This window comes from Armatimonadota bacterium (genome assembly GCA_013314775.1).
GTDB lineage: Bacteria > Armatimonadota > Zipacnadia > Zipacnadales > JABUFB01 > JABUFB01.
Genome location: JABUFB010000003.1, coordinates 219,869 through 243,471, shown reverse-complemented (window position 1 = coordinate 243,471; position 23,603 = coordinate 219,869). Strand labels below are relative to the sequence as shown.

Below are 23,603 nucleotides of genomic sequence, written 5' to 3'. Positions count from 1 at the left end.
ATGAGCTTTGCTCGCTGGTTGCTCGTGCCCGGGCTGTGCATGATGACCATAAGCGGTCTCGATGCTGAGGACCTCGAACCGTGGGCATCACGCGGGCATGCCGAGGATCGCCTCTGCCGGCACGTGCAGGAGATCACGGACGGGCAGTTCGTCTACACAGTTTTCCAGGGCGGAACCATGGACGGCATCAACTGCCGGCCGCCCATTGGCTACGCAGCCTGGAGCCAGCCGTGGGAATCCAACCGTGCGGTGCGGATGGAGAATGTGGGCGAGACGGATGTGGTGAACCCGTGGCTGTTCAATGGCCGCAACGGATTTCGCACTCTCGAGGAAATCCTTAGCCGCGCGATTGAGCCGGGCATGACCGACCGCGAGAAGGCTTTCGCGCTGTACTGGCAGCAGACCCAGCAGCGTTTCCACGCATACACCGCCGACGATGAGGTCAACGACCCGGTAAAGGTCTATAACGTGTACGGTTACACGTTGTGCGGGAATGATGCCACGTGTCTCGCGGGCCTGTGGAAATCGGCGGGGCTGAATGTAGCCCCGTGCCGTCCCATCGGGCACAGCATCACCCAGGTATTCTACGACGACGCCTGGCACGTTCTGGACGGTGATGAGCACTGCTTCTTCCTGCTGCGGGATAACTACACCGTTGCCAGCGAAGCGCAGGTCACACGAGACCACGACCTGATCAAACGCACCCACACATACGGGATTCTGGCGAGAGACGACCGCAACCTGGATGAGTTCTCGGCCTCGTTGTATATCACGGACACCGCGCCCACGGGGGACAGGGACTGTGCGCGGGGGCATACCATGAACATGACGCTGCGGCCCGGCGAGGCAATCACATGGCGCTGGGGCCATCTGACACCAGTGAAGTTCCACGGCTACGAGGACATCAAGGACTGGGGGCAGAATGCGGTCGACAAGGTCTGCAACGGCCTGTGGGAGTACCGGCCTGACCTGACAGGCGAAGTCTGGAAGCGAGGAGCCGAGGCGGTCGAGAACCTTGGTTGGGTGGATGGTGCGCTGCGGCCCACAGCACAGGGCGGTGGCAGCGTGACCTGGCGCATCCGCAGCCCGTATGTGTTCGTGGGAGGGAGGCTGGAAGCGGAAGGAGACGGCGCGCAGTTCGAACTGTCCTGGGACGGGAAGAACTGGCAGGCCTGCGAAGCTGATCTCGACGGGTTTTTCCCGCCGGCCTCTCCGGCGCGGTACGAGTTCCTCCTGCGCTGCACGCTGCCTGACGGCGCAGCGCTGCGAAGCATCGGCATCATCGGCGATCTGCAGATGGCTGTGCTCACGCTGCCGGGAATGGTGGTTGGAGATAACCGGTTTGTGTACACGGATGACACCCAGGGCCCGCGGAATGTGCGAGTGACCCACACCTGGGTGGAGCGCTCTCTGTCGTCGCCGCCGCCTGCGCCACCAGGGCCTGTATTCCCGGAAGACGGGGCCACGGTCGAGGGGACGAAGATCGTCTTTCGATGGACCCCACCCGACGCACCGGAGGGGCACGAGATCGCGGATTACGAGTTCCGGTTGTCGGATCGCCCGGACATGCGCTGGGCGCTGTCGCCCAACTTTACGAAGCTCATCTCGAACACCGCTGACAGGGGCAAAGCGCAGTACAGCCTGCCCAGAGAGGGTTTGATTTCGCCAAGGAGGGTATACTATTGGTCGGTCCGGGCACGGAACCGCCACAATCTTTGGGGTCCGTGGAGCAAAGTCTGGACCTTCCGCGCTAACGGACCGGCTGTTCCGGAAGCGGTTGGTCTGCAACTAGACGAGGCGACTGGAGTCTACATTCTCAAATGGCAGGCCCATCCCGAAGGTCGCACTCCGGTGAGGTACCGGGTATACGGCAGTGACGAGAAGGGGTTCAGCGTCAGCGACGAGCCATACGCGGTGAACGTGGGAAACCAGAAAGAGAAGCTTCCGACGCCTTTCCCGGCCAATTTCGTGGCTGAGACCGCAGACTGCCATTTGCCGGTCATCGGCGACGGGATCGATCTGCCAAATGCCAACCGGGCCTACTACCGGGTGGTGGCGATCGATGAAAAGGGGAACCGGAGTTGGTCTTCTGATTACGCGGAAGCGCCTCGGCCGCTGATCGTGGTTGAGGGCGACCTGAATGCGAAGATTGGGGAAACATTCCGGTGTCCTTTGAGGTGCGTCCGCTCGCTGGGGGACCTGCGTTGTCGGATGATCAACGGCAACAGCTACAATGCGCATTACTGGGATCAGGAACAGCCGCAGTGGGAGCTTGAGTCCGGCCCGGAGTGGCTTAGTCTGTCCGGCGACGAGCCGGTTCTTGCGGGAGTTCCGGACCGTGTCGGGACGCATGATGTTGTTGTGAAGGCGACGATCGATGGCCGGGGGGCTACTTCGCGCTTACTGCGGATCGAGGTGAGTCGGTAGCCTGGTTGGGCAGTATCGCAATGCCGGGGGGCGTTGCGCGTATCACGGCAGGGGTGCCGCGGGGCCATCCCGCCGACCGATGGGGGGACAGGGGCAGATCGTCCGGGTCCGCTTTCGCGGGTCGAGAGATCTGTTGTCGGTCAAAGGGAATGCTGAGCCGGGAGGGCAGGGCCGTGGATATGAGCATCCACTATCTGGTGTTTGGCGCGGTGGTCTGGGCGTTCACGTTTTTCGGGCTGGTGCTGCATGTGGCGGATGTGCAGCGCCGCGGTCGCAAAGGCGAGATGCCTCTGGAGGAATACTGGCGCCCCAGGCCCATTGAGTGGCTTCTGAGCGGAATGCTCCTGCTCGCGTGTGCGGCGGCGGTGCTGGGGGCGATTCAGGTGTACGGGCTCGGGCGGGAGGGCACAGCCCTGTTGGTCCGTGGGCAGTTGATGGTGATTGCGGCTCTCACGGCGGTGGCACTGGCCTACGTGGGTCTGCGCGGAAAAAGCTGGCTGATCTGGGCCAAGGACCAGTTCATCCACAGTTCAGGCGCAACTCGCCCGAAGGACGGCAAGGTTGTGGTGAACCTCGAGCTTGAATCGAAGTTCGACATGACCATCATCCGAAAGGTGGCCTGGCAGGTGTACGCGCTGGGCTGCATACCGTTGGTGCTGGCCGCGCTCAGGGGTCTGGGAGTGGTGGTGCTGCCGTCCATCGCGGCGCTCCTCGCTGCGGTGGCGGGTGCGATGCTGGTGCATATCATCTTGGGCGTCGCGCCGACTTCGGAAGAGGATGAGAACTGGTAGCGCCGGCGCGGGAAAGTGTGGTCCAACGACAGTCACGCCCATCCGGGCCCGGAAGATTGCGGCGTAGACCCGGTTCTCAGGGCACATGGATGTCTCATGGGACGCGTGATGCTGCATTGAGGCTTTGCTGCTGAGGCGTGACGCGTGGGAACTGTTGGTCGGCCAGGTTCCAGGTCCATGCCGCCCCGTGTCCCAACAGCAACTTCTCGTGTGGCTTTTCCACCCCACCCAGCAGTGCGGCCGCATACTGCATTCGCCCCCCGAACTGCTCTGCGGTCCCCAGGGCCGCCGCGCAGTAGCCTTCAGTGGCCCGATCAGAGATGTCCGCGTCCGGTTTCCCACTACAGATCACCTCCGCCTTCAACTCATACCAACCCTTGCCCACGGGGACGTGAGTGCCGTTCACTGTCATGTACACGGGTTTCCCAGCTCGCGGAAGCAGAGGCGCTTTCCCTCCGCCAGACACGGGTGCTCGGGTGTTCGCTTCTTGCCCGATAGGCGGCGAGCTTGCGATACACCTGGCGCTCAGAGTAGGGCAGCCACTGTGCGGCTTGCCCGAGAGTGGCCGACGACGCGTCCATCACTTGCGGTACAACTGCCTGATGTCTGGCCCGCATGCTCAATGTCACCTGGGTTTCCATGACTGACATTTTCGCAGAACCATTAGCACTGACAGAATCGCAGACCTACAGCACGAGCATCGGGGAGCAATGTCAACGCAAAGTAGAAATGTCCGGTTTTGTGCAAAGTAGAAATGTCCTACTGCCGTTGGGGTCGGGAGTCTCCTTTGTAGGGTTTCTTCCACGGGTGGTCTGCCTTCGGGGTGACGGCTGTGCCTTGGCCGCTGCCCTGTAGGGAGGGCGTAGCCCGACCGGAAGGGCAGCGGCGGCGCCCGTCGGGGTGGGGGTTATCGTCACGAACTGCAAGTACTGATCCCGCCATCGCAGCCAGATGCTACCGTCCAGGCGCTGTTCCACGATCAGCTTGCTTTGCACTAGGCCCGGCGCGGCGCTTTCTTTTTTGATCTGGTAGCGCTGGTTCTTGAACCGGATCGTGTAGTCCCGCGTGACCACGCGCTCTTCCTGGTGGCTGAAGATGGCGTCCAGGTCCAGGCCCTCGCAAGTACGGTGGGCGTCCGTATCGCAGGCGGGCGGAACCGTGAAGCGTTCATTGAATTGGGGCATGTAGCGCTCCTGCAGGAAGCGATTGGCTTCTTCTATGGTGCGGATGTTGTCCAAGCGCATCAGTTTGACCAGCCGGTCCTGAGCGGTGTCGAAGCTGCGTTCCACCCGTCCCTTGGCCTGGGGAGAATGGGCCGTGAACCACGTGATGTCCAATTCGCGCAGGGCGCGCCCGATCTGGGTCTCGGGCTCCAGGCCTTCCAGTTGCTCTTCCACGCTGGCCGGGCGGTTGACCCGGAAATGGCTTGCCTTGTCGCCGTAGAAAGCCATAGGGCGGCCATGCAGGGCGATGTAGTCGCGCAGGATCGTCATGTTGGCCTGCGTGTCGTCCGCTTCAAAGAAGCGCATAGTGACGCGACTGGTGGCGTCGTCGATGAGGGTGATGAGCACCGCGCTCTCGCCCCGTCCTTCAAACCAGTCATGCTCGGAGGTGTCGATCTGCACCAGTTCGCCAAAGCACTCCCTGCGCGGGCGCCGCTGTCGATAAACGGCCTTGCGGCGCTTGGGCTTCCACAGCTCTTCGGCGATCATCCACTGGCGCAGGGTCTCGCGACTGACCGATAGGCCGTGGCGTTCGGCAAGCATCTCCGCAGCAAGGGTCGGGCCGAAATCGCGGTAATGCTTGCGCACCTGGACCATGACCTGTTCCCGGAACTCCTGGGGCAGACAGCGATTCGACGGCCTGCCGCGAGACTTGTGAACAAGGCCGGCGTCGCCTTCGTGCTCATAGCGCCGCACCAGACGCCGCACATGGCGCTCAGTGCACCCCAGCAAGTCCGCGGCCTGGGCCTGGGTCAACTTGCCGGCACCACCGCCGGGTCCTGCCAACTGCGAAACGATCTTCAGACAGTCACGCTCTTTTACGCTCATGAGTAGTTCCATCCCGGATAGTTCGCCGCGCGACGACGACGACACTACCACCGGACATTTCTACTTTGCACCAACCGGACATTATCACGTTGCGCTTACACGAGCATCGGGGAGCAATTGCGCCGGATTTGGCCTTGTGTTATACTCTGCCCTCAGCCGTCGGACCGAGCGCCGTTTGGGACGGCGCCAGACGGACTTCCTGCTCCGGCGAAGACGCGCCGGAGCCAACAGTCCATGGGAAGGATGGTCAACAAGCCGATGCCGAAAGCCGATGCGTTGTATGAGGGGATGTATATCCTGCAGGCCGGTCTCGATGACGCCCAGATTCAGGAGATCGAGGACCGCTTGAAGGCGGGTATTGAGGCTCTCGGAGCCGTCGTCGAGTCTACCCACGAATACGGTCGCAGGCGCCTGGCCTATAAGATCAAGGGCCACACCGAAGGCATCTACCGAGTGATGTATTTCAGGGGTACCGGCGAGGCCGTGGAGGAACTCAACCGCGAGTACGGGATGATCGAGCAGGTCGTGCGCGGGCACGTTGTTCTCGCGAACCCCGAGTTTATGGTCGGCAGGCCCAGGCCCAGCGCGAAGCCCGCCGAAGAGGCTGCTGAAGGCGAAGCTGTCGAGGACGAAACTGCCGAGGGCGAAGCCGAAGCTCCGGCCGCTGAGGAGGCACCGGCTGCCGAGGAGGCGCCCGCCGCTGAAGAGGAGCCGGCTGTTGAGGAGACGCCGATCGCTGAGGAAATGCCGGCCGCCGAGGAGGCCCCCGAGGCCGAGCAAGAGCAGTAAACCGCCGCAGCCGGGAACTGGCGCATACTAAGACCAGTCGGGGAGTGGCACTTCGTGATCAACGTCTGTGTGCTCGTGGGTAGGATTGTCAACGATCCCGAAATGCGCTACACCGCAAGCGGAATGGCAGTGGTCAACTTCCGTCTCGCGGTGGAACGTCAGCGCAAGCAGGAAGGCCAGCAGGATACGGACTTCCTGGACATCGTTGCATTCGGAAAGACTGGCGAGTTCGTGGCCCAGTACCTCGACAAAGGGGCGCGAGTGGGAGTCGAGGGGCGGATTCAGTCGCGCAACTGGCAGACCAACGACGGCCAGAAGCGTACCAGCGTTGAGATTGTCGCAAACACGGTCCAACAACTGGAGACCCGGCAGGAGTCGGAATTGCGGCGGTCACAGCGTGGCGGCGGCCCACAGAGTGGTGGGCAGTCCGCGCCGCGGCCCATGCCGTCAAGGCCTGCACCTGATTCCGCGCCCGCCGGCTACCAGGACCAGGGCGCCGAGGACTACGGGCCCATTGGAGACGATGAAGACCCCTTTGGCGACCAGTAGTTGCGCCAGGCGGTTTTTTCCGACTAGAGGCGAGTTCAGTTGAGCAGTCAAGGAGATCAGTACAGCCTGGGCATCGACCTGGGCGGCACCACTTTTGCGGTGGGCGTTTTCGACGACCAGGGCCGTCTCGTTGACCGGGGTTCTTATGACACCCCGGTCGGCGCGTCCCCGGACGCTCTTGTTTCCGCTCTGGAACGCGGCGTGCGGCAGCACGGCGAGAAAGCGCCCGGCGGCCTCGCAAGCCTGGTCGGGGTCGCCATCGGCTTCCCCGGTCCCGTTGACCCCGATGCGGGCGTGGTGAAGCAGGCTCCCAATATCAGGGGCCTCAGCGGGTTCCCCCTTACCCGTACGCTTGGCGACCGTTTGGGCGGCATTCCGGTCCATCTTCAGAATGACGCCTACTGCGCTACCCTTGCCGAACTGCGCTGGGGCGCGGGCAGGGAAGTCGACAACCTGCTGATGTTCACCCTGGGTACGGGTGTCGGCGGCGGCGTGGCCATGAACAACCGGGTCATCCGAGGGCCGCGTCAGATTCTGGGTGAGGTCGGTCATATCGTCATCGAGCCCAACGGGCGCAAGTGCGGCTGCGGCAACTTCGGCTGCCTGGAGGCCATGGCTGCAAAGCAGGCCATCATCGACATGGCCGCCCGGGCGATCCAGTCCGGCCGCCCCACACTCCTGAATGACCTTACCAGCGGCAATCAGTGCCGTCTCACCCCGCAGGTCGTCACGGAGGCCTGTGAGGCAGGAGATGCGGCCGCAATCGATGTTTACCAGCGGGCGGGCTACTACATCGGCCTGGCGCTGTGTAACTGCATTGTCCTGTGCGACCCGGACTTGATCGTGATCGGTGGGGGCATCGCCGCAGCGGGGAAGTTCATCTTTGACCCGATCAAGCGCACGGTGGCAGCGCGCAGCCTGATCAGCGGTTTCGACGTGCAGAACATCGTCCCGGCGCGGTTCGGCAACGACGCCGGTGTCTTCGGGGCCGGAGCCCTGGCGTGGGAACAGGCCTGACGCGAGATGACGGGCACCCTCAGCCAGACCCGGGGCGGCCCGTTACGGAATCTGTCACAGGTGATCAGCCAGCCCGAGCGCTCCTCGGGCTGGTCGTGTTGCGTGATTGACTATGGCAAGGGGCATTCTGGACAGTCTTCACGAGGTTCTGGCCCGGTCCGACGAGTTCCGCGATCTGCGGTCACGGTTGGACTCGCACGGCGCGGCTGTGTGCGTCGAGGGCGTGAGTGGGGCGGGGAAAGCGCTCCTCTGCGCCGGCCTCCTGCGTGATCCCCAAACCACTGCACTTATCGCCACCTACAACGAGGAACGCGCCAGGGCGATCTATGATGACCTGCGGGCACTCCTTGCCGATGGCGACTCCCCGAAAGGCTCGGAACGGGTGCTCCTTTACCCTGCAATCGCCTCCGCCCTGTATGACGGCGTGGAGCCCGAGCGCCAGCAGGTTGCCGATCGTCTCACGGTGCTGGAGCGCCTGTGTTCAGGCCGGCCGGTGATCGTCATTGCCGCCGTCAGCAGCCTCTTGCACCTGACCATGCCCCGCCAGGAGATCCTCAAGGCCCGACGGGAACTGCGCACCGGGGAGAGCTACCCGCGGGATGACATGGCCTTCGCCTTGCTGAACCTGGGCTATGAGCGGGTCAACCTTGTGGATGACATCGCCCAGTTTTCGATCCGCGGCGACATCTTGGACGTCTCCCCGCCCACGTCGCCCTACCCGGTGCGAGTGGAGTTCTTCGGCGATGAGGTAGAGCAGATCCGCACTTTCGACCCGATCACTCAGCGGTCCATCCAGCCCGTGGACAGCGTGGGCATCGGACCGGCAGGGGAATTGCTCTTGTTCCGGGAGGCCGTGCAGAAGTCCTTTCCGGCCATCAAGAGCGCATTCCGGCGTGAACTGGATCAGCTCAATTCCCAGGGGAAGTACCGCGAAGCCGATCGCCTCAAGGCCCGCATGGAACAGGACCTGGAGGCCCTGCAGAATCTCACAGCCACTCCGAGCATGATGCACTACCTGCCTTTCATCTACCCGGAGCTTGACAGCCTTTGCGACTACCTGCCCTCCGACGCGGTCCTGATCGTGGACGAGCCTGTGCGGCTCAAGTCCCACGCCATGCAGTTCGAGGAGGACGTCCACAAGGCGTACGACAAAGGCGTGAAGCTCGGATCTCTGCTGCGTCTGCCGGAGACCGCGTGCATGCCCTTCGCGAAGCTGACCGCCAAGCACTTTTCGGCACCACGGGAGCGCCCTGTGGTTTACCTGACCATGCTTCAGCGCGAGGTGCCCTGGGCCCCGAACGCCGAAGTGGTACGGTTCCGCACGCCCCCGGTGGACAGTTTCGGGGGGAAGTTCGAGCTTCTCGTGGAGGGTCTGGCCGAGTGGCAGCGCGAGGGCCGCAAGTTACTGGTCTGCGCCAATGAAGTGGCGCAGACTGCCGATGTCCTGCGGAAGCGCGGTCTGAAGCGGGTTCTCGAGCAGAGCGAAACGCAGGAGCTGCAACCGGGTGCGGTAACTGTAGCGCATATCGACATTTCTGCCGGGTTCGCCCTGCCCAGCGCCCAGCTGGTGGTGCTCACCGGACGCGAGATCTATGGCTGGCGCAAGCTCAAGCGCCCCGAGGAACCAGTATACAAGCGGGGCTTCTCGCTCCTGTCTTTGCGCGAACTCAATGAGGGTGACTTCGTGGTGCACATCAACCACGGGGTCGGCATCTACCGGGGTCTGGCGAAACAGACTTTCGATGGCATGGAGCGCGACTACATCGTCATCGAGTATGCGGAGAATGACAAGCTGTATGTGCCTGTCACCCAGCTTGACCGCATCCAGAAGTACATCGGCGGAGAGGGCAGTAAGCCCACGGTCACGGCGCTCAAGAGCGGACGCTGGGACCAGACGAAGAAGAAGGTGCGCAAGTCTACTCAGCTTCTTGCGCGGGAACTGATGCGCCTGTACGCGGCCCGCGAGCAGGCGGAGGGGTATGCCTTCAGCAACGACTCACCCTGGCTGAAGGAACTGGAACAGGCCTTCCGCTTCGAGGAGACGCCCGACCAGCTTCGCGCGATCCAGGATGTCTATGATGATATGGCAAAGCCCGTGCCCATGGACAGACTGATCTGCGGCGACGTGGGCTTCGGGAAGACCGAGGTGGCAATTCGCGCGGCTTTCCGAGCCGTTCTGAACGGCAAGCAGGTGGCAGTGCTGGTACCCACCACCGTGCTCGCGCAGCAGCATTACAACACCCTGCGGGAGCGCCTGTCGCGGTACCCGGTGGAAGTGGCCATGCTCAGCCGGTTTCGAACGCGAGAGCAGCAAAACCGCACCATCGCCGGTCTCAAGGACGGCAGCGTGGACATCGTCGTGGGAACTCACCGGCTGCTCATGCCCGATGTGGATTTCAAGCAGCTCGGTCTGGTCATCATTGACGAAGAGCAGCGGTTCGGGGTCAAGCAGAAGGAACAGCTCAAGAAGTTCCGGGAGCATCTGGACGTCTTGACCCTCACCGCGACGCCGATCCCGCGCACCCTGAACATGGGACTGTCGGGCATCCGCGAGATTTCGGTCATCAATGACCCACCGCAAGGACGCGTACCGATCCGCACCTACGTTCGCGAGCGTGACGAGGCGCTCATCGCCGAAGCCATCCGGCGCGAGATCGGGCGCGGCGGGCAGGTCTACTTCCTCCACAATCGGGTGAAGTCCATCGCCCACGTGGCATCCATGGTGCAGCGCCTGGTGCCTGAGGCCCGGGTGGCAGTGGCCCACGGGCAGATGGAGGAAGAGGACCTGGAGCAGGTCATGCTCGCGTTCTATGCCGAGGAGTTCGACGTCCTGGTCTGCACCACGATCATTGAGAACGGCCTGGATGTGCCCAATGTCAATACCATCATCGTGGATGACGCCGACAACCTGGGACTGGCACAGCTCTACCAGCTGCGAGGTCGGGTGGGACGCTCCACCCGGCAGGCATACGCGTACCTTCTGTACCGCTACCCGGATCGCATGACCGAGGAGGCCGAAGAGCGCCTGCAGGCCATTGAGGAATTCAGCGAACTGGGCAGCGGGTTCAAGCTGGCCCTGCGTGACCTGGAGATTCGCGGCGCGGGGGACCTCCTGGGAGGAGAACAGAGCGGTCACATGAGTGCGGTCGGTCTCGACCTGTACTGCCAGATGCTGGCCGAAGCGGTGAAGACCCTGAAGGGCGAAAAAGTCCGGCCGGTTGAAGGCTATCCCTCGGTGGACCTCCCTGTGGAGGCGGTGATCCCGGCCAGCTACGTGCCCGGTGAAAACCAGAGAATCGCCGTTTACCGAGACCTCGCATCCGTCCAGTCCCAGGATGAACTCAAGGGCCTGCGCGAGCAGATGATCGATCGGTACGGCGAGCCGCCGCAAGCTGTGGAAAACCTGCTGCGCGTGGCCGAGTTGAAGATGAAAGCGGCGGATGCGGGGGTTGAGGACATCGGGGTGCAGAGCGGACGCATCGTGGTGCGTCTCCTGGAAGAGGCGCGTCTCGGGGCGCGCGCGCAGAATGTGCTGGAAGGCATGTTCAAGCCCACCATGCGGCAGGCCAGGAAAGGCGCGCGGTCTGCCCTGCCCAGGGCGACTTTCTCCTCATTGCAGATCAGTTTCGCCTACGACCGCTCCCAGCCGCAACTGGTCTTCGAACACCTGGACGTTCTGTTGCGGACATTGACGGATCGTCTCCAAGCCGAGAAGAAGGTCAAAGGACGCAATGCCGCGAAAGTGCCGGCGTGAAGTGACTTGCGGGAAGGAGCAGCATGCGTAAACGCAATCCGAGTCCACGACTTTCCGCGGCGGTGGGAGTCAGTTTCCAGAACGGCGGGAAAGTCTACTTTTTCGAGCCCAATAATATCGCCGTCGAGCCCGGAGAGTACGTTCTCGCCAAGACCGAACGCGGGGTGGACATTGGCGAAGTCGTGCTCCTGAAGTACAAGCTGGACCCGAAGGACGAAGAGAAGGCGCTCAAGCCATTGCTGCGGCGGGCCACGAGGGATGATCTCCTGCGGGAGGATATCCTGCGCCGCCGGGCCCGGGCAGCCCTGCGCGTGTGTGAGAAGAAGGTGGAAGAGCATGGGCTGCCGATGAAGCTCATCAGCGCCGACTACACCTTCGACGGCCAGCGTCTCATCTTCTATTTCAGCTCGGAAACTCGCGTCGATTTCCGGGCTCTGGTGCGCGATCTCGCGGAGACTTTCGCCTGTCGCATTGAACTGCGACAGATCGGGGTGCGTGACGAGGCCAAGATGATCGGCGGGCTTGGCCCGTGCGGACGCCCATTGTGTTGCGCCCAGTGGTTGCGCAATTTCTCACCGGTCGGCATCCGCGTGGCCAAGGACCAGGGAATGTCTCTGAACCCGACCAAGATCAGCGGCGTGTGCGACCGGCTCATGTGCTGCCTGCTGTATGAGCATGAGGTGTATATCGATCTCGCCGAGCGCCTGCCACGCGTGGGAGATGAGGTTCGCGGCCAGGGAATTGTGGGCAAGGTGCGCCAGGTCTCATTGCTGCGCGAACGCGTGACAATCTCGGTGGATTCCGAGGATAGCCGCGAGACAATTGAGGTGCCGGCATCTGACCTGCGACGCTCGAAGGGCTATTGGCGCCTGCTTGGGACCCAGTCGGTGAAGGGTGCCCCGACGGGTACACCGTCTCCGGCAGCCCCGCCCACTGAGGAGCGTCTGCCGAAAAACCAGCCGCGCACCCCCCGGAGAGCCGAGAGCACACTTCAGCGCGGCGACATGCCGGTGGAAGAGCCGGCGACGGTGACAATGCGCGAGCCCAGACGCGGTCCGGGAAGCCAGGCGCCGGCTCCGAAGAGAATCGAGGAAACTGCAGCCGTGGGGGCCGAGGAGCCACTGGCGACGGAGGAGCGCACCCGGAGCCGCAGGCGGCCATCGCGGGGACGCAGACGCAGATCCGAGGTCGCCCAGTCTCCAGAGCAGAGCCAGAGCGGCCAGCCTCCGGCAAAGGCCGAGCCTGGAGCGGAGGCTGCCTCAGCCGGCGACCAGCCGCAGCAGTCGCGGCGCAGCCGCTCCCGGAGACGGCCCGGTGGGGCGCGACGCGCGGCCGAAGAGCAGCGCGAACAGACCAGCGCCCCGTCCCAGAAACCGGCTCCCGACAAGACCGAGCAGGCCCGGCCCGAGGGTGGGCAGCAGGCTGAAGGGGAAGGGCAGCGCCAGCCAAAACCGCGACGTCGGCCCTGGCGCAGGCGGCCCGGCAAGTCGGGTTCCGGTGACTCCGGATCGGGTGGGCAGGCCCCGAGCGAGTAGACGCCGCCGAAGATACAAACTAACGGTCATTGGAGAGAGTCCACCAGCATGGAGCAGGCGGGTCAGAAACGTTTCTATATCACAACGCCGATCTACTATGTCACGGCGCGCCCGCACATCGGCACGTCATACACCACCATCGCCGCCGACGTCCTGGCCCGCTTTCACAGGCTCAAAGGCGACGCCGTCTTGTTCGCCACCGGTGTGGATGAGCACGCCCAGAAGAACTTGCGCGCCGCGCAGGCACAAGGCGTCCCCGTCATGGAGTTCCTCGACGGGTACGCTCAGGTCTACCGCGAAGTCTGGGACCGCCTCCACATCCAGCCCGACCGGTTCATCAGGACCACAGAACCGGAGCACCGGACCTCGGTGCAGGAGGTCTTCCGCCGACTCCTCGAGACGGGCGACATCTACAAGTCGGAATACGAGGGCTGGTACTGCGTTCCCTGCGAGACCTACTTCCCCGAAGCTGAACTGGTTGAGGGCAATTGCCCGGACTGCGGCCGCGCCGTGGAACGCTTGGCCCAGGATGCTTACTTCTTCCGCACCTCAAAGTACGCCGATGCCCTGATCGATCATATCAGCACCCATGACCAGTTCATCCTGCCCGAAAGTCGGCGGAACGAGGTGCTCGGGTTTATCCGCGGCGGGCTGATGGACACCTGCGTGAGCCGCCGGGGCACCGATTTCGGCATTCCTGTCCCGGGCGATGAGGAGCACGTCGTCTACGTCTGGTTCGACGCCCTCATCAACTACCTGACGGTAGCCGGCTACCCGGACCTGGACGAAACCCTCTGGCCGCCCGACGTGCAGCTCATGGGCAAGGACATCCTGCCTCGCTTCCATGCCTCCATCTGGCCAGCAATGCTCATGGCCCTGGGCCTGCCGCTGCCGAAAATGCTCTTCGCTCACGGCTGGTGGGTCTCCGACGACGGGGACAAGATCAGCAAGTCCAAGGGGAATGTGGTGGATCTGGAGGAGGTCGCCGCGCAACTTGTGGAGATCTCGGGCTGCGCACCTTCGGTCGCCGTGGATGCGGCCCGATACTTCGTCCTGCGTGAGGTCCAGTTCGGCCTGGACGGCAGCTTCTCCATGCGCTCGCTGCTCAACCGGTTCAACGGCGATCTGGCCAATGATCTGGGCAACATCCTGAACCGGTCGCTTCCCCTGCTTGAACGGTATTGCGAAGGCGTCGTGCCCAATCCTGGCGAAAACGCAGGGGCGTTCGCCGAGTTGCTGGGGCAGGTCGTTCCCGCGGTGGATGCAGCCATGGCGATGGTGGACTTCCGCGGCGCCCTGGAATCGATCTGGAGCCTTCTTGCGGCGGGGAATAAGTTCATCGACGAGCGCCAGCCCTGGACCCTCTACAAGGAGGGCAGGACCGACGAACTGCACGCGGTCCTGTATGACGTGCTGGACCTGATCCGGATCATCTCCACACTAGTGCGGCCATTCATGCCCGAGGCAGCGCAAGAGATCTGGCGCCAGCTGGGTCTGGAAGACCGGCCTGACTTGCTGAGCGTCGATGCATGCGCCGCCGGGCTTCTTCCAGCGGGGACGCGCATTCGGAAAGCCGAGCCCATCTTCCCGCGGGTGGATATCCAGAAGGTGGAGGCGGCGGCTCAGGAAAAGACGGCCCCACCAGCGAAGAGCCCGAAGGAGTCGAAGTCCGTGAACACCATTAGCTATGAGCAGTTTTCCCAGCTTGAGCTCAAAGTCGGCAAGGTGCTGGATGTTGAGCCTGTGCCCAATGCCGACAAGCTGTTCAAACTCACCGTGGATGTTGGTGAAGCGGAGCCGCGTACGCTGGTAGCGGGTCTGGCAAAGGCTTTCAGCGCTCGCGAACTGCTGGACGCCACCGTTGTGGTCGTGGCAAACCTGGAACCGGCGACGATCCGCGGGGTTGAGTCAAACGGCATGGTCCTTGCCGCCGGAGACAAGGAGCCGCTGGCGCTGGTTACTCTGGACCGCGACTGCGCGCCTGGGACGAAAGTGCGTTGAGCAGCTCTCGGACGAGGGGAGGTGGATGGATGAAGAAGCCAAACAAGGCGGCGCAGATCGCCTCGGTCATCTTTCTGGCAATCACGGTTGCGGCGGTGACAATTCTCGTCTGGATCACCGGCACCCGCGGCATTGCCGTGCACTTCTACTATATTCCCATCATCTACGCCGGGTTCGCTTTTGGCGACTATGGCGCGATCATCGTCTCCCTGCTGGCGGCCGCCTTGTGTGGTCCCTGGATGCCCGCGGAAATCACCGCCGATGGGCCCGTTCCCCAGGGACTGTCGGATATCATCGTCCGGATGCTCATCTTCTATGTGATCGGCATCGCCGCTTCCCGTGCCAGTCAGGAACTCAAGCGCCGCATTCTCGAAGCGCGTAATCTCTACGAGGTAGCGCGGAAGGTCACCTCTTCCCTCCGGCTGCCTGAGGTGCTGGAACTCATCACCCACCACGCCGTGGCAGTCATGGACGCGCGAGCATCGGTCATCCGGCTGCTCAACGCGGAGACCTGCGAACTGGAGCTTGCCGCCCAGCATGGTCTGAGCGAGGAATATGCAAGCAAAGGCCCGGTCTCCGTGGCAGGCAGTGAAATGGACCGGATTGTGCTCGAGGGCGAAATTCTGCAGATCAGCAATGTGAGTAAGGACCCCCGCTTCCAGTATCCCGAGGAAGCCGCGCGCGAGGGCATCCAAGCGGTGCTCAGCGTACCCCTGACCAGCCACGGCACCCCTCTTGGCGTGATCAGAATCTACTCGGAGAGAGAACGCGTTTTCCTGCCGCGAGAGATCGACCTTCTGCAGGCCTTTGCCGACCAGGCAGCGGTCGCCATCGAGAATGCAGAGCTCTATGAGGGCCTCCGAGAGAGCTATTACGAGACGGTGCGCGCCTTGACCATCGCCATTGAGGCCAAGGACTCCGCCACCTACAGCCATTCCGAGCGAGTGACCGATCTGGCGCTGAAACTCGCCGCCCGGCTCGGCGTCAATGGCGACGAGCTGGAGATGCTGCGGTTCGGCGCCACCTTGCATGACATCGGGAAGATCGGGGTTGCCGAGGGCTTCCTGGATTCCCGGGAAGGGCCCGAGGAGACCCAGGTGTTCTACCGCATGCATCCGCTCATCGGGCGCAGTATCCTGCAGCCCATCTCCTTCCTTGCCCCGGCGGTTCCCATCGTCGTCTCGCACCACGAGAGATGGGACGGCACCGGGTTCCCCGAGGGACGGAAGGGGGAGGAGATCCCACTGCTCGCCCGGATTATTGCGGTGGTAGATCGATACGAGCGGCTGATCAACCCCGAGGGCGGTGACGGCGGAATGAGCCCCGGTGAGGCGCTGCACACCGTGGTATCTGAAGCGGGCACCCGTTTCGATCCCCGCATCGTCCTGGCCTTCCGTGAACTCGCCCGCAGTGGGCTGGCGGATCTGCCGGCGTAGGGCCGCCATTCCACGAGGAATCCGCGAAGTAATGCCGGACGACCGCCTGTGCAGATCAGGTACGGGGAAACGCGCCGGTCTCCGCAGGTGTTCTTCCTCATGTGTTCACCCGCGTTCTCACCTCCTGCCAGGGAGATGCTCGATCCCATGAATGAAGCGATGCCAAGCTCCCCTGTCTGGATCACCCTGAACGGCGCGCGCGTGCTTGCCTTGGCCGGTCTGGTGTTCCTCCTGCCCGGCGCCACCCAGCTTGCCGACGCTGCCGCCGTCGATGAGCTCGCCGGCCTCGTGGGCACCCAGTGGTATGCGGTGCATCTTATGGGGCAGCGAACGGGGTATGCTTACCGCAATGTGCAGATCGTGAAGGACGCGGAGGGCAACCCGCGACTCGTGGTGGAGCAGAAGGTGCAGTCACGGGTGAAGCTGGCGGGCCTTGCCCAGGACCTGTCCATTGAGAGCCTGATCACCGCGGTCTACGATACGGACCTGAACCCGCTGTCCCTGGGCGTCCGCAGCGATGAGTTCGGGCGCATGCGAGAAGTCACGGCGCATGTGGTCGGCGGGGCAATCGAGGTCCACACCCGCGCCGGCACCACCGAGAACACTACCAGCTTCCCCCTCCCTGAGGACTTCGGCAGCGACCTCGACCTCATGCTCGCCATCCTGCGCGGCGAGGCGAAGGTCGGCTACCGCACGGAGTTTGTGACCTTCGAGCCTGATCTCTCCCGGTGCGACCGACATGTGATGTGGATCACTGAGGAACGCACACTTGAGGACGGACGCCAGGCCTTCGTGGTGCACTCCCGCGGTGAGGCGTTGCCTCTGGAGGTGATCAGCGTCATCGCCGGCGACGGCGACCTGATCTCTTTCTCCACACCGTCGCTGCTGCAGCTTGAGGTGGTTCAGACCACCGAGCAAGAGGCCCTGAAGGCTGCCGCTCCGCTGGTGCTTTCCAGCGAGATTCAGGCCAACCTGCGCGTGGACAACCCCCGCGCACTCTCCATGCTCAAAGTCCGTCTGGACAGGCCGGGCGGGATCCCGCTCATGGAGTTGCCCACCACGGTGCGGCAAGAGGCGACGCCCAATGGCGAAGGCCTGCTGCTCACTGTGCGCCGCCACAAAGCCGAACCCACCGGTGCCACATTCCCTATGCGCGATGAGCAGTTCGCCCGGTACTTCCAGCCCTCGGACCTGTTCCAGCCGCAAGATCCCTTGATTCTCGAGACTGCGCGGGAGATCGTGGGACAGGAGACCGACGCCCAGAAGGCTGCCGAGAAGATTGTCCAGTGGGTGTACCGCAAGCTCCACAAGGTGAACAGCGAGCCGCGGCTCATTTCAGCCACGGAGATCATGGAGCAGATGAGCGGTGACTGCACCGAGCACGCGATTCTCTGCGCATCGCTATGTGGCGCGGTGGGAATCCCGGCTCGCATGGTCACCGGAATCGCCTACGCCCGGGGCAGCTTCTTCTACCACGCCTGGAACGAGATTTATGTGGGCCAGTGGGTGGAGATGGACCCGGCCTGGGGCGAGAACGCGGTGGATGCCGGCCACATCCGTATGGCCTCCGGCCCTGTGGACATGTCAGCGCTTGCGAACATGGCCCTGGCCGCCGGGCGCAATCTGGGCGCGCTGACAGTTCACGTCATCGAATACGCGCTGGACGATGGTCCCGTGATCCAGATTGATGAGAGCAGGTGAACCGGTGAAACCGTGTTTCTCGACGTTGGGCTGCCCGGGCTGGTCGGTAGAGAGAGTCCTGCAGGCGATTGACCAGTGGGGCTACGAAGGGATCGAACTGCGCGGTCTTGAAGACAACATGCACCTGCCCGACAGCCCTCACCTGGAGCCGGGTTCGCTATTCCTCACCCGGCTTGCGGAGAGCGGCTGCGACCTGGTTGTCCTGGGAAGCTCCGCCTCCTTCGCCCGGACCAACGCGGCGGAAGAAGAGTGCGAGGCTTACGTGCGCCTGGCCGCCAGGATCGGGGCACCGATCGTGCGAGTGTTCGGCGGCGGCCTTCCTGAAGGCGCCTCCCGGGAGCATGCCGTCGAACTGCTGGCCCCGAGCCTGCGGAGGATGTGCGATCTCGCCGGGGACAAAGGGGTCACCATCGGCCTCGAAACCCATGACGCCTGGTGCCGCGGTGACGAATGCGCGCTGATCCTGGACGCCGTGGACCACCCCGCGCTGGGGATCGTCTGGGACGCCCACCACTCTATCCGCCACGGGGAAACACCCGAACAGACCCTGGAGGCCATCGGAGGCAAGGTTATCCACGTTCACCTGAAGGATGGCTTCTGGCAGGACGGCAAGCCGCGCTATACCCTTTTCGGCGAAGGCGACCTGCCCTTGCGCGAGGTATTGCAGTGTCTGAGGAACATCGGCTACGAGGGCTACCTGTCCCTGGAGTGGGAGAAGAAATGGCACCCGGAACTCCAGGGACCTGAAGTCGCATTCCCCCAGTATGCGTCTAAACTCAGGGAGATGCTTGCTGATCTGAACTGACGGGCGATGCTGTCCCAGTCCTGCGAGGTAGTGACGTCGACATGAGCCGAAGACCGTTTTCTCTCAGCCTGATCCTGATCGCGGGCGCGCTGATGGTGTCGTCTCGACCGTCCGCGGCAGACGAGAACCCGGCCACCGAACTTCCCCCCGGCACGGTCCGGGGAATCCCTGTGCTGGGCCGCATCTGGTGGCGCGACGTGGACCTGAGCAATGCGCAGATCCGCGTCTATGCCGATCCGCAGCGCCAGAAGCTGGTCGAGACCTACCCGTCCGGCGGACCGAAGGGGCATTTTGTGCTGTCCCTGGACCCGGGCACCTACTACGTGATGGCTTTCGTGGACGCCAACGGTGACAAGATGGCCGGGCCCGGCGATGGCATCGGCTTCTACGGCGTGAATGACGCCCGCTCAAAGCCCCAGCCCTTCCGGGTGGATGCGGGTTCCGCCGCCATGAGCATGACCATCCCCATCGTCTTCGAAATCGCCGAAGACGGGCGCGGGTTGATCCCCGTAACCGCAAAACTTCCCGCACCCTATGCCGCGGAACAAGAGAGCCGCATCGCCGGGAAGGCCATCGGGCGCTTCTCTGAGGACTCCCAGGCATTCGCCGTCCTGGTGCCTATTCACCCCCGGGTCCCGGCCCGGGCGGCGCCAATCCAGAAGGACGGGTCCTTCGAACTGCGCGCGCTGTCAGGAGCCTACCACCTGGTGGGGATCGAGAATTTCAACGAATCAGGCGCCATGGATGCAGGAGACTTCATGGCTGTATACGGATACGAGCAGCCTATGGGGCCTTCCGCGCCGCTGCTTGAGGTACCGGACGGTGAAGACGTGACCGGTATCGAACTGCGCTTCGACTGGGTCCTGCCCCGGGACGGTCGTCTGCGCTCCGGCGACGGGACGGTCCTTGGTCCACGCATGAACCTGGGCGACCTCCCCGCGGTGGTCTGTGGCACGGTCACCCGCGATGGCGAACCCGTTCCCGGCGCTGTGGTAGACCTCTTTGCGGACGAGGCCCTCACCGAGCGCCACTACACCACCCGCACCGATGCAGATGGCGCTTTCTGCTTCGGCGTGCGCCCCGGGGCATACTTCGTGATGGCCACCGCGGATCACGACGGCGACGGCATCGCCGGACCAGGGGACCAGGTGGGCTACCTGGGCTCCACCGCCGAGAAACCCGCGATGGAATGGCTCAACCCGGGCCCGGCGGAGATATTGACCGGAATCAAACTCGCCATCCTGTACCAGGTGAACGGGGACCGATCCACGAGTCTCATCACAAAGCCCGAACCTGCCGCGCCGGAGGAAGCCCAGCCGGCAACCGGAGACGTTCAAACAGCACCCGCCGAACCCGCACCGGCGCAGTAGCGGCAGTGGGATAGTTCCCGCCGTCGCGCTGCTGCACGCGCCCACCGATTCGGAGGCCCGTCACCATGCTTTACAATGCTGCCCGGCAGGAAGCCCGCGCCATTTCCAGCGCCTCACTCGCGATCCCTATGCCCCCGGCCGTCTGGAGCAGCACCCTCGAGGTGCGCCGGGCGCAGTGGCTGGAGATGCTGGGCCTGTCCCCTCTCCCCGAACGCACACCCATCGAAGCGACCATCACCGGGTCCCTCGACCGGGGCGACTACGTGGTGGAGAAAATCCACTTCCAACCCGTGCCCGGCGCGTTCGTGACCGGCAACATCTACCGACCGGCCGAGCCCCAGGGCAAACTCCCGGCGGTGCTGTACCTGTGCGGACACACCAAGGGGAAGGTCAATGCCCCGTACCAGGCCAACCCGCGCTGGTTTGGGCAGCACGGCTATGTCGCGCTGGTGCTGGACCCGATCCAGCTTGGCGAGTGCCAGGGCTTCCACGCGGGCACGTACAGTGGCAAGAACTGGGACTGGATCAGCCGTGGATACACGCCCGCGGGCACCGAGGTATGGATCGCCATGCGGGCCCTGGACTATCTCCAGGAACGCGCCGATGTGGATCCCGCTCTGCTCGGCGTCACCGGTCTCAGCGGCGGCGGGGTCATTTCCTGGTGTCTGGGCGCCGCGGATGAGCGCGTGAAGTGTGTGGTGCCTGTCTGCCAGACCGGAACCATCGAGCATGTGGTCACAGATCGAGCCACCGACGGGCACTGCGACTGCGCTTTCTTCATCAACTACTACCGCTGGTGTCAGCCCGACATCGGCGCTCTCATCGCCCCGCGTCCCCTGCTTGTGGCGGCGGGGACGGAGGATGTGCTATGGCGGCCGTATGCCTTCCGCGACGCCTGCCACCGCATCAAGCACCAATACGCTGCTCTGGGCGCGGCTGAGAAGATGGACCTCGTTGAGGATCTCACGCCCCACGGGTACACGCCGAAGTTGCGCAAGGCCATCTTCGAGTGGTTCAACAGACACCTGAAGGGCGATGATTCCCCGGTCACCGACGACGTCACGGACTTTGTGGAGCCCGAGGAGAACCTGCTGGTGTTCGGGGGCAAGCTGCCCGAGAACGACCGGATGAAGGAGATCGACCGGATCCTGGTGTTCAGGGAGACGGTTGCGCTGCCCGAGAGTGAGGCCGGCTGGCTGGCCCACCGTGATACTGTGCTGGCCAAACTGCGGGCTGTAACCTTCCGGCATGTTCCACAGGTCCTCACACCCCGGGTGCTGGAGTATCGGTCTGACGGCGCAGAGTCTTCCCGCACTGAACCGGGCGTGGGCACGGCTTACGGTTCCTGGAGCTTCGAGACCCCCGACGGTCTGGAGCTCAGCCTGCGTACTGCTCTCCCGCAAGGGGCGGACTGGCCGATCCCACTGGTCGCATACGCGCTGCAGGAGGACGCGAGGTCCGGCTTCTGCGGTGGCGGGCCATCGCGCCCCAGGGTGCCACGCGGAGTGGGGACTGTGGGCGTCGAGGTCCGCAATACGGCGGCCACATCAACGGGGCCCGGGTACCTGTGGACCCTGCGACGCGTCTATCCGCTGCTGGGTCAGACCCTGCCGGAGCGCCAGGTATGCGACCTGCTCATGGGCATCGCGCTCATGCGGGAGCAGGCGCCGGCCGGGGAGATCTGCCTCTTCGGACAGGAGCACACCGCAGCCCTCGCCATTTACGCGGCGCTGCTTGACGAGAAAGTTCGCGAGGTGATCCTGGCCGGCCCACCGGAAACCCACGAGGACCCGCAGGCACCTGAGTTCCTGGGCATCCTGCGCTTCGGCGACCTACCGCAGAATCTGGCGCTCCTGTACCCTCGTCCGATCACCTTCATCGGAGAGATCCCGCCTGCGTATCAGTGGACCGTGGACTGCTACGGGCGACTGGGCGCGGCGAACAGCATAAGGGTCGTGGAGAACGTGCAAGACTGGAGGCCGCTGGTGTAGGGGCGCAGAAAGGGGTCGCCGCTCAGGGGATCTGGTCCTGCAGCGGCGGCCTCTGCTTCGCCGGTATGATGGGGTCGTAGGTGCGCCCCGCAAGACGCTCGTCCAGTTCCCTCCGCGCCTCTGCCAGCAGTGCCTCGTCAGTCAGCAGGTCCCACGCTGTGAGCCCAAGCGTCTTGATGGCCACTGCAAGACCCTTCATCGCAGCAGGAAGCATCGCCTGCTGGTGGATCAGATGATGATGGCCGGGCGTGCGCTGGGCCCAGCAGGCCACAGAAAGCACGGTCATGGGCGCGATCCAGCTCACATTCGCCTCGTCACTGGATGCAAAGCCTTTGTTGGTGCTGATCTCCCCCACGGAATCCGCGAAGTCCCCGGGCACCCCGAGGTCTCGTACAAGCTGAAGGTCATCCGGCCCGAAAACAGGCGGCCCGACCTCGCGCAGATTGGCGTCGAGGGCCTTCGCCAGGGCGTCGTTGGGCAAGCGGTCATACACTGCCGTGAGGATTCGGCGCTTCATGGTGGTTCCGCTGGCCAGTGCGGCGCCCCGAGCGCAATGGTGGACACGGGTGCTGATGTCCGCCACCTGATCCCGGTTTTCGCCGCGTATGTAATACCAGCTCCGGGCGTATGCAGGAACCACATTAGGGGCCTTGCCACCGTCCATGATCGCGTAGTGAATGCGCACGTTGGACGGGACGTGCTCGCGCAGGAAGTTTACCGCCACGTTCATGATCTCCACAGCGTCCAGCGCGCTGCGGCCATTGTGGGGATCGCCGGCTGCGTGCGCGGTGCGGCCGAAGAACTCGTAAGTGAGGGAGTCCATGGCCGCTCCGCTGCCGTTGTTCACGTTCGTGTTCCCGCCGGGGTGCCACGCGAGGCATGCATCGAGGCCGTCGAAGGCGCCGTCGCGGGCCATGTAGACCTTGCCGACCAGTGTCTCTTCAGCAGGACAGCCGAAGAGCTTGATAGTGCCTGCGCGGCCCGAGGCAAGGAGCTGCCTCGCCGCCGCAACTGCCGCGTACGTGGCTGCCGCGCCCAGCAGATTGTGCCCGCAGCCGTGTCCGGGACCTTTGCCCCCAACGCCGCAATCCGGAAGTGCATCATACTCCGCCAGCAGCCCGATTACAGGCCTGCCCGACCCCGAACCGGCCACGAAGGCATTGGGGATCTGGGGGAACTCGCGTTCAATCGCGAAACCCTCGCGGACCAGGATTTCCTTGAGAAGCGCCGCAGATGCCACTTCCTGCAGGGGCAGTTCGGCGAGTCGCCCGATCTCCAGCGCCGCTCGTTCGGCGGGTTCCTGAAGGTCAGCGCAGATCGCCAGCAGAGCCTGTTTGTCGTCAGTCACGGGTCCGCCTCCTGTGGTCATGTGGGCCCCGGCACTCA

The 23,603-nt window shown here is 63.8% G+C and carries 16 protein-coding genes; 13 read left to right on the top strand and 3 right to left on the bottom strand.

The window, feature by feature from the left end:
- The first annotated feature begins 123 nt into the window (after positions 1-123).
- Positions 124-2,427, top strand: a complete 2,304-nt coding sequence (locus HPY44_03775; GenBank protein ID NSW55109.1) for a hypothetical protein — start codon at positions 124-126, stop codon at positions 2,425-2,427.
- A gap of 173 nt (positions 2,428-2,600) precedes the next feature.
- The gene (locus tag HPY44_03770; GenBank protein ID NSW55108.1) at positions 2,601-3,218 is read left to right on the top strand and encodes a hypothetical protein; all 618 of its coding nucleotides are present in this window, start codon (positions 2,601-2,603) and stop codon (positions 3,216-3,218) included.
- 94 nt (positions 3,219-3,312) lie between these two features.
- Here HPY44_03770 and HPY44_03765 read toward each other — a convergent pair whose 3' ends face one another.
- Positions 3,313-3,630, bottom strand: a complete 318-nt coding sequence (locus HPY44_03765) for a hypothetical protein (GenBank protein NSW55107.1) — start codon at positions 3,628-3,630, stop codon at positions 3,313-3,315.
- A gap of 301 nt (positions 3,631-3,931) precedes the next feature.
- Entirely contained in the window at positions 3,932-5,269 is a 1,338-nt protein-coding gene (locus HPY44_03760; protein NSW55106.1) for an ISNCY family transposase, read from the bottom strand.
- A gap of 234 nt (positions 5,270-5,503) precedes the next feature.
- On the opposite strand from HPY44_03760, the gene rpsF reads away from it, so the two are divergent.
- The 11 genes from rpsF (at position 5,504) to HPY44_03705 (ending at position 22,217) form a co-directional block, all read left to right on the top strand.
- On the top strand, positions 5,504-6,058 hold the full coding sequence (gene rpsF / locus HPY44_03755; GenBank protein NSW55105.1) for a 30S ribosomal protein S6: 555 nt from the start codon (positions 5,504-5,506) through the stop codon (positions 6,056-6,058).
- Positions 6,059-6,112: 54 nt separating this feature from the next.
- Positions 6,113-6,607, top strand: coding sequence for a single-stranded DNA-binding protein (locus HPY44_03750; GenBank protein NSW55104.1), 495 nt, complete (start codon positions 6,113-6,115; stop codon positions 6,605-6,607).
- A gap of 39 nt (positions 6,608-6,646) precedes the next feature.
- The gene (locus tag HPY44_03745) at positions 6,647-7,624 is read left to right on the top strand and encodes an ROK family protein (GenBank protein NSW55103.1); all 978 of its coding nucleotides are present in this window, start codon (positions 6,647-6,649) and stop codon (positions 7,622-7,624) included.
- Positions 7,625-7,736: 112 nt separating this feature from the next.
- Positions 7,737-11,378 carry a transcription-repair coupling factor gene (gene mfd / locus HPY44_03740; protein NSW55102.1) on the top strand — a complete coding sequence of 1,214 codons (3,642 nt, stop codon included), beginning with the start codon at positions 7,737-7,739 and terminating at the stop codon, positions 11,376-11,378.
- A 23-nt stretch (positions 11,379-11,401) separates the two neighbouring features.
- Entirely contained in the window at positions 11,402-12,913 is a 1,512-nt protein-coding gene (locus tag HPY44_03735; GenBank protein NSW55101.1) for a hypothetical protein, read from the top strand.
- A 48-nt stretch (positions 12,914-12,961) separates the two neighbouring features.
- Positions 12,962-14,914 (top strand): methionine--tRNA ligase, encoded by a 1,953-nt coding sequence (gene metG / locus HPY44_03730; protein NSW55100.1) that lies wholly within the window; start codon positions 12,962-12,964, stop codon positions 14,912-14,914.
- 29 nt (positions 14,915-14,943) lie between these two features.
- Complete coding sequence (locus tag HPY44_03725) at positions 14,944-16,350, top strand: GAF domain-containing protein (GenBank protein NSW55099.1); 1,407 nt, start codon at positions 14,944-14,946, stop codon at positions 16,348-16,350.
- A gap of 147 nt (positions 16,351-16,497) precedes the next feature.
- On the top strand, positions 16,498-18,051 hold the full coding sequence (locus HPY44_03720) for a transglutaminase domain-containing protein (protein NSW55098.1): 1,554 nt from the start codon (positions 16,498-16,500) through the stop codon (positions 18,049-18,051).
- Positions 18,038-18,856: a sugar phosphate isomerase/epimerase gene (locus HPY44_03715; GenBank protein ID NSW55097.1), complete on the top strand. Its 819-nt coding sequence runs from the start codon at positions 18,038-18,040 to the stop codon at positions 18,854-18,856. The genes HPY44_03720 and HPY44_03715 overlap by 14 nt, the downstream gene beginning before the upstream one ends.
- Before the next feature lie 41 nt (positions 18,857-18,897).
- Positions 18,898-20,226: a carboxypeptidase regulatory-like domain-containing protein gene (locus HPY44_03710; protein ID NSW55096.1), complete on the top strand. Its 1,329-nt coding sequence runs from the start codon at positions 18,898-18,900 to the stop codon at positions 20,224-20,226.
- 65 nt (positions 20,227-20,291) lie between these two features.
- Positions 20,292-22,217: an acetylxylan esterase gene (locus HPY44_03705; protein ID NSW55095.1), complete on the top strand. Its 1,926-nt coding sequence runs from the start codon at positions 20,292-20,294 to the stop codon at positions 22,215-22,217.
- Positions 22,218-22,239: 22 nt separating this feature from the next.
- On the opposite strand, the gene HPY44_03700 is transcribed toward HPY44_03705, so the two are convergent.
- Positions 22,240-23,565, bottom strand: coding sequence for an amidohydrolase (locus HPY44_03700; protein ID NSW55094.1), 1,326 nt, complete (start codon positions 23,563-23,565; stop codon positions 22,240-22,242).
- Positions 23,566-23,603: the final 38 nt, after the last annotated feature.

Bases quoted from the DNA above. Each gene is read 5' to 3' on its own strand.
- HPY44_03735 (NSW55101.1), top strand. From the start codon at position 11,402: ATGCGTAAACGCAATCCGAGTCCACGACTTTCCGCGGCGGTGGGAGTC.
- HPY44_03765 (NSW55107.1), bottom strand. From the start codon at position 3,630: ATGACAGTGAACGGCACTCACGTCCCCGTGGGCAAGGGTTGGTATGAG.
- HPY44_03760 (NSW55106.1), bottom strand. From the start codon at position 5,269: ATGAGCGTAAAAGAGCGTGACTGTCTGAAGATCGTTTCGCAGTTGGCA.
- HPY44_03705 (NSW55095.1), top strand. From the start codon at position 20,292: ATGCTTTACAATGCTGCCCGGCAGGAAGCCCGCGCCATTTCCAGCGCC.
- HPY44_03710 (NSW55096.1), top strand. From the start codon at position 18,898: ATGAGCCGAAGACCGTTTTCTCTCAGCCTGATCCTGATCGCGGGCGCG.
- metG (NSW55100.1), top strand. From the start codon at position 12,962: ATGGAGCAGGCGGGTCAGAAACGTTTCTATATCACAACGCCGATCTAC.
- rpsF (NSW55105.1), top strand. From the start codon at position 5,504: ATGGGAAGGATGGTCAACAAGCCGATGCCGAAAGCCGATGCGTTGTAT.
- mfd (NSW55102.1), top strand. From the start codon at position 7,737: ATGGCAAGGGGCATTCTGGACAGTCTTCACGAGGTTCTGGCCCGGTCC.
- HPY44_03720 (NSW55098.1), top strand. From the start codon at position 16,498: ATGAATGAAGCGATGCCAAGCTCCCCTGTCTGGATCACCCTGAACGGC.
- HPY44_03715 (NSW55097.1), top strand. From the start codon at position 18,038: ATGAGAGCAGGTGAACCGGTGAAACCGTGTTTCTCGACGTTGGGCTGC.
- HPY44_03725 (NSW55099.1), top strand. From the start codon at position 14,944: ATGAAGAAGCCAAACAAGGCGGCGCAGATCGCCTCGGTCATCTTTCTG.